Raw genomic sequence first — 14,500 nt, forward strand, 5'->3', positions numbered from 1 at the left:
ACTATTGCCAACTTGAGCAGCAGGCCATGTCGGCCTGACTCAAGCCAAGGGGCCTCCACGAAAACCGGGGCGGTTCAGGCTGAGGCCTGCGCCGTAGCGTTTAGTAACCTCATACTGCGAAAAATACAGGCAAGGGTGCTTGGGCAATCGCACGACGCCAAGCCGCCAGTCAGACCCACCACGACAGCGCAGGATAGCGCCCGACCGGATCGTGGTACACAAACAGGCGCATCTCGGTCAGATTCTCCGATGGCACACTCCGGCGCGGCGCATGTCTATCGGCTATCGATGGCGATGACGGCTGCCAAGCAAGCAAACAAGACAGTGCTGACGACGGTGCGCATGATCGCGGCATGCGGTGAACGTGGAACCGCCACACGCATGAGCGAGCGATCGCGATACCAGCTCATCGCATACATAAACAATGCCCCCACAACCACAAGCGCAGACACACACCGTAGTACCACTGATTGTGCTTCCATTGCAGAACGTACGAGCAGGGCGCCATTTAGCAACATGGAAAGCGCTGTACGCCTCCATGCCAGTCCTGTGCGCTCCGGCTGAACCCCGGGATCGCCGTTCACTGTAGCTTAGCCAGCAGTCCGACGGTGAGCACAATCGCGACGCAGCTAATCGCTACACTCAGCAGAGGAATGCCTACCGAGGAAGGAAGTGGACCGCGATGGCGCATCGCAATTTCATTTCCCTTCCAGCGGAAGTATGCAGATCCTGCCATTCCCGCTGCCAACAACGACAGCGCGATCGCGACTATTCCTAAGACGCGTTTCGGTTCCATGTGACTGGAGAACTGGTCGAGTACAATGCCCCCGGCCAAGACAGCGAGGGCGGTGCGAACCCAAGCGAGAAACGTGCGTTCGTTTGCAAGGGTAAATCGATAGTCCGGTTCTTCGCCGCTCCTTTGCCACTGTGGTCTGTTCATACCTATTCGGCTTTCCTCGGACATCTCGCGGGTTCCTGACACCTAAATCACATTTTTCATCTTCAATTCGGCAATTTTGTCGGGCGTCAAGCCTACCTGTTGAGTGAGGATTTCATCATTGTGCTCACCTTGACCAGGGCCGCTTCGCCAGACACATCCGGGCGTAGCTGAAAAGCGCGGCACCACATTTTGCATATGAACACTTCCAAAATCTGAGTCTTCGACAGCCACGATGGCTTCCCTAGCCTTGAAATGCGCGTCGTTAAAGACATCCTCTATGGAATTCACTCGGCTAAAGCTCACGTCATGCTCCGTCAGGATGGACGCAATCTCGACTTCGGTTCGCTCAATAAACCATTGGCGAACGATCGCTTCAATTTCCCCGCGATTCTCCAAGCGCGCAACGTTCGTATTGAATCGTGGGTCTACGAGGAGGTCTGGTCGATTCAATGCCTTTGCGAACCTAGCAAACACAGGCGGCGCGCTGACTGCGAGACCAATCCACTTTCCGTCCCGCGTGGAATACACATCGCTCGGCGATGAGTAGGCATTGAGATTGCCGGTACGTTCGCGTACCACACCGAGTTGGTCGTACTCAACTGCCAGAAAATCCATTGCTCGAAACATCGCTTCTGTTGCCGACAGATCGATTTCCTGGCCCGGTCGCCCAGGCGTTGCATTTCGGTGAACTAGCGCAGCCGAGACCGACAGCGCTCCAAACACACCAGCTAGCGCATCTGAAATGGGATATCCGGAAAACATAGGAGGTCCATCGGGCCGCCCACAGAGATAGGCGAAACCAGACATTGACTCAAAGATTCGGGCGAAGCCCGGTCGATCGCGATATGGGCCCGTCTGGCCGAATCCAGTGATGCGGAGAATTATCAGATGTGGATTGATTTCGAAAAGGCGATCTTTGCCAAGACCCCAGCGCTCGAGCGTGTCAGGTCGAAAGTTCTCCACCAGGACATCCTGACTTGCCAGTAAGTGTTCGAAAATTTCCTTCCCTTCCGCCGTGCGAAGGTCAAGTGTGACGCCCTTTTTATTTCGGTTAGTGACCTTCGACCACAGCGAGATACCTTCCTTGTGAGGTGGCATGTGGCGGATATGGTCTCCCGCGCCCGGCATTTCGACTTTGATGACGTCGGCACCGTAGTCGGCCAGTAGTCCGGCGGCAAATGGCGCTGCAACGACTGTCGATATGTCGAGTACCTTCACCCCTAACAATGGGCCGCCGGGGGCGCGCTTTAGCGTGGGTTCTGATTTGCTCGTAGCCTTGTTCATCTCTGTTGCCTCTCGATATTGGCCTTTGCTGGCACGCAAAGTACACCGTTGAGCAATATTGCTGCCATTAGTGGCGGGGGGCCTTTACCGTGGTGCGCCCTTCCGATTCCAGTCATTCCACGCGCGCTCCCGAGTCACGCACAACTTTGCCCCACAATGCGAATTCACGTTTCAGAATGGCGCTTAAGGCGTCTGAGTTTCCGGGCCGGGGCACTGCGCCAAGTGTGCGCAACCGCTCGCCGAATGCGGGATCTTTGACAGTGTTAACCACTTGTTCGCTGAGTCGGAGGACTATGTCTTGGTGAGTTCCCTTTGGCGCCACCAGTCCGAGCCACGGACTAAACGCTGCACCCGCCATGCCGGCCTCGGCAAGGGTTGGAACTTGCGGCAAAAGTGCTAGTCGAGAGTCGCTTGATACGGCTAGGGGTTTCAGGCGCTTGCTTTGGATGTGGGGCAAGGTAACCGCCACGGTGTCAAGACCCAGATCGATGTTGCCGGCTAGAAGATCCGTCATTGCACGGGTACTTCCCTGGTACGGCACATGTAGCATGTCGATTCCTGCCTGACGTTTGAGCACTTCCATACCGAGGTGGGACAGCGTTCCATTACCGGAGGAGGAGTACTTCAATCGCCCGGGGTTCGCCTTTGCGTACGCCGTCATGTCGGACACGGTGTTGAACGGCTCGGATGGATGGGCTACAAGCAGCATCGGCATGTCAGCCACGGTTGCAACCGGTTCAAAATCCCGGAGAGTGTCATAGCCCACTGTCTTGTACAGATGCGGGTTGACGACAAGCGAGGCCGTCGCGGAAAGCATCAGGGTGTAGCCATCCGCCGGCGATTTTGCGAGCGCCGCAAGTGCGATGCTTCCGCCTTGCCCCGCCTTGTTCTCTACGACCACCGGCTGACCAAGCGTCTTTAGTCGCTCGGCCAGCAGGCGAGCCACGATGTCAGTTGCTTGACCCGCAGGGAATCCAACCAGTAATTTGATTGGCTTGTCCGGGTACCGACTCGGTTGCCCAAACACGTGGCCTGTGAACATCGTGGCCGCGATGGCCGTGATGAAATCGCGTCTTTGCATGGCTTGTCTCCCCGCTGCTTTTGGACTGTCAGATGATCCCTGTTCCCTTCTTCTTTGGCTCATTATGTGCAAGGCGGTAGCATTGCAGAATGCTCAATTCTCGCAAACCAGCTATACTGAATTGGCAAGGCTTGACTGGGAGACCAACGCGTGGACTTTGATGTTTTGCGGGGCTTTGTCACCATTGCCGAGCTGGGCAGCTTATCCAGGGCCTCTGCGGCGCTTGGGGTTGCGCAGTCTGCACTCAGCCGACAGCTTTCGGCACTTGAATCCGAACTCGGCGGACGCCTATTCCATCGCACCGGCCGCGGGGTGACGCTAACGGAGACTGGAGCTTCGATGTTGCCTCGTGCGCGTGGGCTACTCTCGGACGCCCAAGCTATGGTTGATGAGGCTGCTAATGTGATGCACTCGCCTAGCGGACTGGTTTCAATTGGCTTGGTCCCTGCATGGTCGACTCCCCTGAGCGGACAACTGGTCTCGTGGCGGCGAAACAACCACCCGGGAATCCGCCTACGCATTTATGAGGGTTATAGCGGGGAGATCGAGGAGTGGCTCACGAATGGTCGAATAGATGTCGGCATATTCAACCGATACCGCTCGGTCGGGCAGGAAGAAGCCATACTGACCAGCTCGATGTATCTGATAGCCCGTTCCGACGATTTGAGTATCGGTGACGAGTGCAAACTTAAGGCCTTGTCAGGGCTACCGCTTGCATTGATGACACGACCCAACGCTTTCCGTATGTTGCTGGAAGAGAACTGCAACCGAGATGGTGTCTTGTTAAATCTGCAACTTGAAGCCGATTCCGCCGCTGCGATCAAAGGAGCAGTTTTAACCGGAGGGCTCTACAGCGTTCTGCCGTTGCACAGTATCACCGTTGAGCGACAGATGGGCATTTTGCGTGGCATTCCAATTGTGGATCCGTGCATCAAGCAGAGCACGCTTCTCCAGACCACTACACATCATCCTTTGACCGCAGCAACTCGCGAAGTATGGAGGGCGCTGCCAGGCCTGCTGAAGTCGATTGTGGATGCGCTTTAACTCTGAATTTCTGTCTGCCTTTACGCACGGCGCCCTCACATCGCCGCAACAAAGCGGATTTCCCCCTGCTCCCCGGCCAGGAGTGCACGGTTCGCCTCTGCAGCCGCACGGAGGTAGTCCCACAAGACCGTAATGCGGCGCAACTTGCGCAGATCCTCGCGGCAATACAACCAGAAGCCGCGCGTCAGTACCACCTCATCGGGCAACACCGGCACCAGCGCCGGCTGCTGCGCGGCAATGAAACATGGCAGGATCGCAAGCCCACCGCCCTGCATCGCGGCGAAATATTGCGCAATTACGCTAGTGGTACGTAACCCGGCCGTGGCGCCTGGCACGGTCCGCTCCAGGTATAGCAATTCGCTGCTGAACGCGAGGTCATCCACGTAGCTGACAAAGGCGTGCTCGGGGAGGTCTGCCTTGCTCTTGATGACGGGGTGGCTCACAAGGTACTCACGCGAGGCATAAAGTCGTAGCTGGTAGTCGCAAAGCTTCGTGCAGACATATGGCCCTCGGTCGGGGCGCTCGATGGTAATTGCCAGATCGGCCTCCCGCTTAGTCAGGCTGACGAAATGCGGCACTGGCAGCAAATCTACCGTGACATAGGGATGGGCGGCGCGGAAGCGAGTCAACTGCGGCGCCAGGAAAAAACAGCCAAAGCCTTCCGTCGAGCCGATCCGCACATGACCGGAAAGGGCATGCCCGGTGTTGGCCACCTGATCGCAGGCAGACTGTACGGTGGTCTCCATAGCGTCTGCGTAGGCGACAAGTTGCTGCCCTTCGGCAGTGAGCGTAAAGCCGCCGGACCGTGACTTATCGAACAGGAGCGTACCCATAGCCTCCTCCAGTATGCGGATGCGGCGGGCTACGGTCGTGTAGTCGACACCCAGGCGCTTGGCTGCACCGCTGGCGCGCTGGGTACGGGCCACTTCAAGGAAGAAGCGCAGGTCGTCCCAATTGAGCTTGCCCGGGACCAGGTCGGGTTGTTTTTGCATGGGAAGGATCTTGATCCGGCAGTGGCGGCTGCGATGGCTCGCACCGACATGCATTTTTACACAACCGTCCAGCCAATTTATCGCTACATCATGGTTGTTTGCATAACTATACTCGGCCGAAACCTTGCACGCCTGCAGGCTGCTCGGGAACAACGGAGTTCAATTACCTTATCCGGAGATTTTTCATGAACGCTGCCGTACCTCAAGCCACCCTCCAGGTCCCTACCGCCAAACTGCTGATCGACGGAAAGTTCGTCGACTCGCATACCCATGAGTGGGGCAACGTCGTTAATCCGGCCACTCAGGAAGTCATCGGTCGCGTACCCTACGCCACCATGGACGAAATCGACGCCGCCATCGGCTCGGCCCAGCGCGCATTCCAGACCTGGCGACACACGTCCATCGGCACGCGCCTGCGCATCATGCTGAAGTTCCAGGATCTGGTGCGCCGCAATCTCGAACGGATCGCCCGCACGCTCACTGCCGAACAAGGCAAGACACTGCCTGATGCGCAGGGCGACATCTTTCGTGGACTGGAAGTGGTGGAGCATGCCTGCTCCATCGGCACGCTACAGCAAGGCGAATTCTCGGAGAATGTGGCCGGTGGCGTCGATACTTACACGCTGCGCCAGCCGATCGGCGTGTGCGCCGGCATCACGCCCTTCAACTTCCCGGGCATGATCCCGTTGTGGATGTTCCCCATGGCGATCGTGTGCGGAAACACCTTCGTGCTCAAGCCGTCTGAACAGGATCCCCTGTCCACGATGGAACTGGTCGAACTGGCCATGGAAGCGGGCCTCCCCGCCGGCGTCCTGAACGTAGTGCATGGCGGAAAAACCGCAGTGGACATGCTGTGCACCCATCCGGATGTGAAGGCAATTTCCTTTGTCGGCTCGACCCATGTCGGCACGCACGTCTACAACCTGGGCAGCAAGCATGGCAAGCGTGTGCAGTCCATGATGGGCGCGAAGAACCACGCCGTAGTACTGCCTGACGCCAATCGCGAGCAGACCATCAACGCACTGGTGGGTGCCGGCTTCGGCGCGGCAGGGCAGCGCTGCATGGCCACCTCCGTCGTTGTGCTGGTCGGCCAGTCGCGCGAATGGCTGCCAGATCTGGTGGAAAAGGCCAAGCTGCTCAAGGTGAGCGCCGGCCATGAGGCGGGCACTGATGTCGGACCGGTCATCTCGAAGACCGCACACGCGCGCATTACGGGCCTCATCGAGGAGGGCGTGCAGGCAGGCGCCACACTCCTGCTGGACGGGCGCGACGTCAAGGTGCCCGGCTACGAGAAAGGTAATTTCGTCGGCCCGACCATCTTCTCCGGCGTGAACACCGACATGTCAATCTATACGCAGGAGATCTTTGGTCCGGTGGTGGTGGTGCTTGAAGTCGACTCGCTGGACGAAGCCATTGCGCTGATCAACCGCAATCCGATGGGCAACGGCGTTGGCCTGTTCACGCAAAGCGGCGCCGCGGCGCGCAAGTTCCAGAGCGAGATCGATGTCGGCCAGGTCGGCATCAACATCCCGATCCCGGTGCCTGTGCCCTACTTCAGCTTCACCGGTTCGCGCGGCTCCAAGCTGGGCGACCTGGGGCCGTACGGCAAGCAGGTGGTGCAGTTCTATACGCAAACCAAGACTGTGACGGCGCGGTGGTTCGATGACGCGACAGTGAGTGACGGAGTGAATACGACGATCAGCTTGAAGTGAGAACGGCTTCCTCCCTCTCCGGCAAGCGGAGAGGGAGGTAAGACAAGCACAAGTTGAGACCTATCACGAAGGAGACCCCCATGCATATCGCCTTCATCGGCCTGGGCAACATGGGCGCGCCCATGGCGCGCAACCTGCTCAAGGCCGGCCATACCCTGACCGTGTTCGACCTCAATGCCGCCACCGTCGCCGCGCTATGCGCCGACGGCGCCGCCAGCGCAGACACCGCGCGCAAGGCTGTGGCGGAAGCGGATTTTGTCATCACCATGCTGCCCGCCGCCGCACACGTGCGCGGCGCCTACCTTGGCGAAGACGGCGTGCTCGCCGGCGTGCGCCCGGGCGTGCCGCTGGTCGATTCCAGCACCATCGATCCGGCCACCGTGCGTGAGCTGGCCGCCGCCGCCGAGGCGCACGGCAATTCTCTGGCCGATGCCCCCGTCTCCGGCGGCACCGGCGGCGCTCAGGCCGGCACGCTGACCTTCATGGTCGGTGCCACCGAAACCCTGTTCGCTCAGGTGCGCCCCGTGCTGGCCAGCATGGGCCGCAACCTGGTCCACTGCGGCGGCACTGGCACCGGCCAGGTCGCCAAGATCTGCAACAACCTGATCCTGGGTATTTCGATGATCGGCGTGTCCGAAGCGATGGCGCTGGGCGTGAAGCTCGGCATCGACGCCAACGTGCTGGCCGGTATCGTCAATACCTCGACCGGGCGCTGCTGGTCGTCTGACACTTATAACCCCTACCCCGGGGTAATTGAGACCGCCCCGGCCGGCCGTGGCTACACCGGTGGCTTTGGCGCCGACCTGATGCTCAAGGATCTGGGCCTGGCCGCCGATGCCGCACGCAGCGTGAAGCAGCCGCTGTTCCTGGGCACGCTGGCACAGCAGGTCTACCAGGCCATGAGCCACGCCGGCGAAGGCCAGCTCGATTTCTCCGGCGTGATCCGCCAGTACCTGTCCGCCACCGACAAGAAGCGCCAGCCATGATCGAATTCGCCCTCGATGGCCACGTCGCCACGCTGACGCTGAGCCGACCGCCCGCTAACGCCTTCACCGCCGACGGCCTGCAGCAGCTGCGCGATCTGGTGGCGAAGATCGACGCCAACCCCGAGATTCGCGCCGTTGTTGTCACCGGTGCTGGCGAGAAATTCTTCAGCGCCGGCGCCGATCTGAACGGCTTCGCCGACGGTGATCGTGCCCATGCGCGCGCGATGGCGCAGCAGTTCGGCAGTGCCTTCGAAGCGCTGCAGAACGCGCGCCCCGTGGTCATCGCCGCCATCAACGGCTACGCGATGGGTGGCGGCCTGGAATGCGCGCTGGCCTGCGATATCCGCATCGCCGAGGAACACGCGCAGATGGCACTGCCCGAAGCCGCCGTGGGCCTGCTGCCGTGCGGCTGCGGCACGCAGACGCTGCCGTGGCTGGTCGGCGAAGGCTGGGCCAAGCGCATGATCCTGACCAACGAACGCGTCGACGCGGCCACCGCGCTGCGCATCGGCCTGGTCGAGCAAGTAGTGCCCCGCGGACAGGCGCTGTCCACCGCGCTGGAGATGGCGCAGCGCGCCGGCAAGGTCAGCCCGCGCGCCGCCGCCTACAGCAAGCAGCTGGTGCACCTGGCACGTCAGGGCGTGCCGCGCCAGGCAGCACTGGCCCTGGAGCGCGAGCGCTTTGTCGACCTGTTCGACGGCGCCGACCAGCGCGAAGGCGTCAACGCCTTCCTCGAGAAACGCGCGCCGCAATGGCGCAACGCCTAGGAGCCCGCCATGCGCCTGACCGAACCGGCCATCTCGCGGCGCAAGGCCGGCACGCAGGATGCCGCCGAGCCCGAGGTTCTGTTTGACGTCGTCAACGGCGTCGGCATTGCCACGCTGAACCGGCCGCGCCACCTCAATGCGCTGTCGTACCGGATGATCATCGCGCTGGGCGCGCAGCTAGAAGCGTGGGCGCAGGACGGCGCTATCCGCGCCGTCGTGCTGCGCGGCGCGGGTCCAAAGGCCTTCTGTGCCGGCGGCGATATCCGCGCGCTGTACGACAGCTACCGCGACGGTACGCCGCTGCACCGGCGCTTCTTTATCGACGAATACACGCTGGACTACCGCCTGCATCGCTATCCCAAGCCGCTGGTGGCGCTGATGGACGGCGTCGTCATGGGCGGCGGCATGGGGCTGGCGCAGGCGGCGCACCTGCGCATCGTCACCGAGCGCTCGCGCGTGGCCATGCCGGAGACCGGCATCGGGCTGGTGCCGGATGTCGGGGCCAGCCACTTCCTGTCGAAGCTACCGGTGCAGCTGGCGCTGTATCTCGGCCTGACCGGCGTCACCATCGGCGCCGCCGACGCACTGCTGTGCGGCCTGGCCGATGCCGCCGTCGACAGCGGCACGCTGGCCACGCTGGAGCAGACACTGGCCGGCATCGCGTGGGGCCGCGACGTGCTCGCCGACCTGCGCCAAGCGCTGGTGCGCGAACCCGTGACGAGCGCCGCCGACGCACCGCTGCTGCAGGTGCTGCCCGCGCTGATGCGCCACTTCCCCGCGCATGCCACGCTGCCGGAAATCCTCGCCGGCCTGGCGTGCCAGGACGACCCGCGCTACACCGCCTGGGCCACGCGCACCATCGACGTGCTGCGTACGCGCTCGCCGCTGTCGGCGTGTGCCACGCGCGAACTGCTGCTGCGCGGCCGGCGCATGGACCTCGCCGACTGCTTCCGCATGGAGCTGGCGGTGGTGGTCAACACCTTCTCGCAAGGGGATTTCATCGAAGGCGTTCGCGCGCTGATCGTCGACAAGGACACTGCTCCACGGTGGCGTATCACCACCTATGACGCCGTGGACAAGGATGCAGTGCAGGCGCTATTTCTTGCCTGGTGGACCTCGGGCGAACAGCCGCTACCGTTGAACGGGACGTGCCTGAGTTAGCGAAAGCGGTGCGCCACAGTGTGTTACAGACGGAAATGTTGGTCGCCGTAGCCGCCCACCGTCTCGCTCGGGCGGCCCTGCGCAGTTCTGCCGGCAGCTGGCGCGCCAGCACCGCCTCGGCCTCGGCGCGTTCGGCCCAGCGCTGCGCCGGGGCCAACTCCGCCTGCAGCGCGTCCGGGTCATGCGCAGCTTGCGACCAGTTGTTGTCAATATTCAACTGCAGAGAGCCTGTTTTGTTGTGGTCTGGTTGTAAGCATGCCGAACCAGATCGGAAATGCGGCGTCCCCATTGATAGAGCATGACGTGCTTGCTACGGTTTCGGTGCTTTCGGCAATGAAGCTGCCCTTTCTGACCGCTGTGTAGCACTGTACGGCCGTTCGACGCATGGCCGCGAGTGGCCGTACCTGGCCGGTTGCTGCCTCTCGCGGTTGAGGTCGAATTCATAGTCCTCCCCCATTGCGATCATCGAGGTGGTAATGCATCGGCGAGGCGAATGTCACGTCTGCAAGGAGACTGCGGACATCCGAAGCCGCAGCCAGCACCGGCTCGCGTCGCCGTTCGGTTGGCTGAGCAGAGTTGGAACGCCTTAGCGCCTCAACCTCTCCTGCTCCGCGGAAATGTCCGCGCGCCGTGCGTCCGCATCCCATCCTTCTGCAATTCGCTCTAGAAGCGCGGCGGTTCGAGGCGAACTAGTCTGCTCCGCCCAACCGCGATACCTGGCCGCAAGGTCACGCTCTTGCCCCCCCCCTACGCCAATCGCTTTGGAATATGTCCCCCGCATGTTGAATCGTTCAACCTCAATCCCGCGCTCGATTCGATCCGCCGCAAGATCGTCAAGAAGGTTAGCGATTGGGTTCGGTGGCCAAGTGCCATTCGCCGAGTCTGGTTTCGCGTGAGCAAGAAGCTGTCCGATGAACTCGTCCGTGATGTCTTCGCGGCCGCACTCTGCCGCCAACCTTCGGACCTCGCGCACCCACGTTCCAAGCGCCGCCTCGTCGACGACGCCGCCCTCCACTTCACCAGGGACGGTGTGAAAGGACCTGAGTAGGCGATACGACAACTTGGCTCGAAGGCGGTCTTCTTCGGACGGCTTCTCGACCGGCTTCTCATCCTTGCTGAGGAAAACATTCTTGATGATGTCCATGTACTCCGAAGGATTGGTCGCAAGGAGTGCGTGCACCGCAAGTCCTTGCACACTTCCCTCAATCAACGGTAGATAGACGTATTCACGACGCGCCACTTCAATTGGCGTCACGTCGCTACGAGTAGCGAGCGTCTGGAACACTTCGCTCACCGCGTACGACAGCATCGTCGATGCTGCTCCACTGCTACCAATCTCCTCTACCGATTCATCCAAGAGTTCCAGAAGCGTATTCGAGTCAACATCCTTGACGCGTTGATGAAGCGTTGTCACAACTTTGAGGCTTCGGCCTACTCGGCGGAGCTCCGCAATTGCAAGCGCGATGTCTTCTGCTGACCCGTTGAGCGGCAGCGATCCGACTTCGCGCCAATAGGTCTCGGCGAACTCCTTTCCAAGGTGCTCGGCGAATTTCCAGGTTTCAGCCTTGTCGGGCCAACTAGCGAGTAGCCACGCGGCATCCTTGAGCGATTTTGTCCGGGGAAGAATGAATGCCTCGAAATAGCTCGCCCAGGCATCGCCGTCCTTACTCCGGAGAGCGCCCGAGATGAGGCAAGCCAAGTCGTAGCATTCGCCGCCGGCTTTCAAAAGGTCGAAGATTAGAAGACCCGCGTCGTCAAAGGGCAAGTCAAGCTTCTCGAATGCTGGGCCCATCTGCCGGGGAAGTTTGACACTCTTGGCGAGGCGCAATACCCCTTGCACGCCGGCTCCGCAGTAGACCTTCCGCAATGCATTGGCACGAGCTGCCTCTGCAAACTCGATCGCGGTATTCACATTCGCTCCCAACCGCGGAAACCAATCGTCGAAAAGGTGTCGCGCCTGGGCTACGGCATCGGAAGGCTGGTTACGTTCAACGAGGTCTTTAAGCCGCGCGAGTTCCTCCCCCTTCAATGACCAATCCGTGTCTGGGAATGCCTCATGGTGCGCAACAAAGTCACGAAGCTTGTGCCAAAGCGCGCTTCCTTCTGGGTTCGCAGAAACCTTCAAATTCTCCTCAAACACTGACATCAAACGCGCTCTATTCGCGACCTGATGGCTCGCCACGTGGTCGACGAGCGCAACGATTCTGTCCTCTCGCCCTTGTGCCAATGCGAGAACTCGGTCTAGGCACTTCGCTTCGGTCTCCCAGACCAAGCCGAACGTGAGGATTTCTGGGTTGAGCGGAGTGGTGTCACGAAGCTTCGGACGCGAAGTCGGTGAACTTGTATCGTGCGACTGCGGCATCAGCAACAGCAGCAGGTCCCATGCGATGTCCGGCTGGGCACGAATAAGTCCATCAATCGCTTTAATGCGCCTGTTCAGATCGGCGTCAGTATTGGGTGACCAAGCAACAAAGATATGCCTCAGGGAGCTCAACGGTCGATTGCCATTCCTTGACTTTGCCTTTGGATCAATCGCAGCAAGCTTTCCAAGTATCATCGTGATTCTCGGCAGATGGCTCGGATCCCAGGCTAGTACCTCCAGTGCCCAAAGCACATAGACGTGAGGGCTCGTCTTCGCGAATAGGAAGTCGTTTCCATCCGATTCTTGGAACAGGCTCAGAGCATCGTCAGCTGCGCCCTCAAGGCTCTTCTCGAGGGCTTCCAGGAAAGGGACAGGGGCGGCCTCCGCGATGACTGACAGCTGTGGGAGTATGGGGAGTATCCAGCGATGGTTTATCGCGAAATCTGGAAGCGAACGGACGACGCTGTTCACGTATTGCTGAGGGGTCGTCCCGCTTAATTGAAGGCCTCCAACGTCTGGCATTACCGCGAACAGATTTAACGTGTACGCAAGCCCGTCGCGCAACCAACTGCTGTAGTCCGCGGGCGCACGGTAGCCAAACGAAAACTTTTCGTCTGCGGTCGGTTGGACGACATGATGGCCGAGGACACGGATAACAGCCGCCTTGAGGCGTTGCAGATCCTCCTCGTCGACGAGATGACCGTAATAAGGGAATGCATCAACGGCGGCCCTCACCTGCCAGACCTGCTCCACCTTGTCGAACGGTGGGTCTGACAAGCCGAGCGTTTCCCGAACCGGCCGTTCGACTGCGAGGTAATCCGTTCCACCCCCCAGGCTTGCGACCACGTCCTTGTCAAGTTGAGATTCGGTCGTCCAGCCTCCGGCGAGCAAGGCAGGCTTCAAGGCCTTTGCCATGTGCCCCCATTCGGCGGGCTCCGCAATGCCTGCTGCAGGGTGAAGACGACGCAAGATGATGAGGCTACGACCACATTTAGTTGCCAGGTCGTACGCCTCTTGGCGTTCGATATTCATGGAGCCCATGGCCTCGGCCATGGCGCTTGCAGAAGGTCGATCGAGCAGCGGCAAACCAGGCCTCTTTCGCTGCAAGCCGGTGGCCGCCGTAAGAGTAGGGCCACGCTGGCCAAGCGCGCTGGCTAGAGGCAGGCTAGTTTGTGTGGCCTCAGCATCACTATGAGCGGTCGTAGTCCGGCTATTTGGGCTTCCTATAGCAACGTGGTCAGAAAATGAGGGGGAATGCGGCATGCCACAAAAGCGCCACGCGCGGAAAACTAATGTGAACTCACATCTGCTAACGAGCGCTAACGTAAACTCTTGTTTTGCAAAGGACTTTTTGCTAACCTCTTGTAACGTAAGGGCAACGATTCCGATTCACACGGCAGGGGTCACAGGTTCAATCCCTGTACCACCCACCAGACAAATGGCCAGCAACTGCCTAAGTTGCCAGGAAACCCAGACAGCGCAAGCTCTCTGGGTTTTTTGTTGCCCGGCGTTTGCCCACGTTTTCTACCCTCCCCCGGAAAACCGTGGTTCATCACGCCAATCAAGGAATGCTCGCCTGGCATATTTGCCGCTGGCGCGCATACTTGTCCACAGGACGACGGGCCAGGCAGGCACAGTCGCCCTCGCTCCCACGAGCACAGCCCCTATCGCCCATCCGATCATCGACGCAGCTTTCGGGAGTCCGCCATGCCCGATTCACCCAGGACGACGATCCATGCCGGCGCGACCGTGCCGCCGGAGGATGCTCAGACACGGGAGCCGGTGCTGGACGTCGTGGATCGCGTCTCCGAGATGTGCTTCGGCCTGTTCATGGCGCTCACTTTTGTCGGCGCGGTGTCGAGCGGCACGGGTGGCCCGGATGCCAGCCGCACCATGATGCATGCCGCGCTGGGCTGCAACCTGGCCTGGGGCATGGTGGACGCGGTCATGTTCCTGATCCGTACGCTGGCGAACCGCGGCCAGCGGATCTCCCTGGCACTTGCCGTCAGGAATGCTAACGACCAGGCCACGGCGATCGGCCTGATTCGCGATGCGCTGCCTCGCGCAACGAAGTCGCTGGTCACCGACAAGGAACTGGAAGCCATGCGGGCACGGCTTGCCGCCGCCCCGGCACTGCCGCCCCGCCCCCCCCTGCACATGGGCGACCTGAT

Annotated in this window: 12 protein-coding genes; 6 read left to right on the top strand and 6 right to left on the bottom strand. The window is 60.6% G+C overall.

What is annotated here, in order from left to right; translation table 11 throughout:
• Positions 1–275: 275 nt before the first annotated feature.
• The 4 genes from AC3WRI_RS31875 to AC3WRI_RS31890 form a co-directional block, all read right to left on the bottom strand.
• Positions 276–584: a DUF202 domain-containing protein gene (locus AC3WRI_RS31875; RefSeq protein WP_439670757.1), complete on the bottom strand. Its 309-nt coding sequence runs from the start codon at positions 582–584 to the stop codon at positions 276–278.
• Positions 581–940 carry a YidH family protein gene (locus tag AC3WRI_RS31880; protein WP_439670758.1) on the bottom strand — a complete coding sequence of 120 codons (360 nt, stop codon included), beginning with the start codon at positions 938–940 and terminating at the stop codon, positions 581–583. Before AC3WRI_RS31880 ends, AC3WRI_RS31875 begins: the two co-directional genes overlap by 4 nt.
• A 42-nt stretch (positions 941–982) precedes the next feature.
• Positions 983–2,224 carry a CaiB/BaiF CoA transferase family protein gene (locus AC3WRI_RS31885; RefSeq protein ID WP_439670759.1) on the bottom strand — a complete coding sequence of 414 codons (1,242 nt, stop codon included), beginning with the start codon at positions 2,222–2,224 and terminating at the stop codon, positions 983–985.
• A 112-nt stretch (positions 2,225–2,336) separates the two neighbouring features.
• The gene (locus tag AC3WRI_RS31890; RefSeq protein WP_439670760.1) at positions 2,337–3,305 is read right to left on the bottom strand and encodes a Bug family tripartite tricarboxylate transporter substrate binding protein; all 969 of its coding nucleotides are present in this window, start codon (positions 3,303–3,305) and stop codon (positions 2,337–2,339) included.
• 150 nt (positions 3,306–3,455) lie between these two features.
• Between AC3WRI_RS31890 and AC3WRI_RS31895 the strand changes: the two genes are divergently transcribed.
• Complete coding sequence (locus AC3WRI_RS31895) at positions 3,456–4,349, top strand: LysR family transcriptional regulator (protein WP_439670761.1); 894 nt, start codon at positions 3,456–3,458, stop codon at positions 4,347–4,349.
• 35 nt (positions 4,350–4,384) lie between these two features.
• Here AC3WRI_RS31895 and AC3WRI_RS31900 read toward each other — a convergent pair whose 3' ends face one another.
• Positions 4,385–5,341 (bottom strand): LysR family transcriptional regulator, encoded by a 957-nt coding sequence (locus AC3WRI_RS31900; protein WP_492294877.1) that lies wholly within the window; start codon positions 5,339–5,341, stop codon positions 4,385–4,387.
• A gap of 185 nt (positions 5,342–5,526) precedes the next feature.
• Here AC3WRI_RS31900 and AC3WRI_RS31905 point away from each other — a divergent pair, with 185 nt between their 5' ends.
• From AC3WRI_RS31905 to AC3WRI_RS31920, 4 genes are all read left to right on the top strand, one after another.
• Complete coding sequence (locus AC3WRI_RS31905) at positions 5,527–7,053, top strand: CoA-acylating methylmalonate-semialdehyde dehydrogenase (RefSeq protein WP_439670763.1); 1,527 nt, start codon at positions 5,527–5,529, stop codon at positions 7,051–7,053.
• An 80-nt stretch (positions 7,054–7,133) separates the two neighbouring features.
• Positions 7,134–8,039, top strand: coding sequence for a 3-hydroxyisobutyrate dehydrogenase (mmsB, locus tag AC3WRI_RS31910; RefSeq protein ID WP_439670764.1), 906 nt, complete (start codon positions 7,134–7,136; stop codon positions 8,037–8,039).
• Complete coding sequence (locus AC3WRI_RS31915) at positions 8,036–8,806, top strand: enoyl-CoA hydratase (protein ID WP_492294879.1); 771 nt, start codon at positions 8,036–8,038, stop codon at positions 8,804–8,806. The genes mmsB and AC3WRI_RS31915 overlap by 4 nt, the downstream gene beginning before the upstream one ends.
• A 9-nt stretch (positions 8,807–8,815) precedes the next feature.
• Positions 8,816–9,967 (top strand): enoyl-CoA hydratase/isomerase family protein, encoded by a 1,152-nt coding sequence (locus AC3WRI_RS31920; protein WP_439670766.1) that lies wholly within the window; start codon positions 8,816–8,818, stop codon positions 9,965–9,967.
• A gap of 586 nt (positions 9,968–10,553) precedes the next feature.
• Here AC3WRI_RS31920 and AC3WRI_RS31925 read toward each other — a convergent pair.
• Entirely contained in the window at positions 10,554–13,361 is a 2,808-nt protein-coding gene (locus tag AC3WRI_RS31925; RefSeq protein ID WP_492294881.1) for a hypothetical protein, read from the bottom strand.
• Positions 13,362–14,036: 675 nt separating this feature from the next.
• Between AC3WRI_RS31925 and AC3WRI_RS31930 the strand changes: the two genes are divergently transcribed.
• Positions 14,037–14,500: hypothetical protein (locus tag AC3WRI_RS31930; RefSeq protein WP_492294883.1), on the top strand; the 464-nt coding region annotated here is incomplete at its 3' end.

It is taken from the genome of Cupriavidus sp. FW305-27 (assembly GCF_058787995.1).

What these genes read in the sequence shown, in the direction of transcription:
- AC3WRI_RS31905 (WP_439670763.1), top strand. Translation starts at nt 5,527, where the DNA reads ATGAACGCTGCCGTACCTCAAGCCACCCTCCAGGTCCCTACCGCCAAA.
- AC3WRI_RS31900 (WP_492294877.1), bottom strand. Translation starts at nt 5,341, where the DNA reads ATGCAAAAACAACCCGACCTGGTCCCGGGCAAGCTCAATTGGGACGAC.
- mmsB (WP_439670764.1), top strand. Translation starts at nt 7,134, where the DNA reads ATGCATATCGCCTTCATCGGCCTGGGCAACATGGGCGCGCCCATGGCG.
- AC3WRI_RS31890 (WP_439670760.1), bottom strand. Translation starts at nt 3,305, where the DNA reads ATGCAAAGACGCGATTTCATCACGGCCATCGCGGCCACGATGTTCACA.
- AC3WRI_RS31885 (WP_439670759.1), bottom strand. Translation starts at nt 2,224, where the DNA reads ATGAACAAGGCTACGAGCAAATCAGAACCCACGCTAAAGCGCGCCCCC.
- AC3WRI_RS31925 (WP_492294881.1), bottom strand. Translation starts at nt 13,361, where the DNA reads ATGAATATCGAACGCCAAGAGGCGTACGACCTGGCAACTAAATGTGGT.
- AC3WRI_RS31880 (WP_439670758.1), bottom strand. Translation starts at nt 940, where the DNA reads ATGAACAGACCACAGTGGCAAAGGAGCGGCGAAGAACCGGACTATCGA.
- AC3WRI_RS31920 (WP_439670766.1), top strand. Translation starts at nt 8,816, where the DNA reads ATGCGCCTGACCGAACCGGCCATCTCGCGGCGCAAGGCCGGCACGCAG.
- AC3WRI_RS31915 (WP_492294879.1), top strand. Translation starts at nt 8,036, where the DNA reads ATGATCGAATTCGCCCTCGATGGCCACGTCGCCACGCTGACGCTGAGC.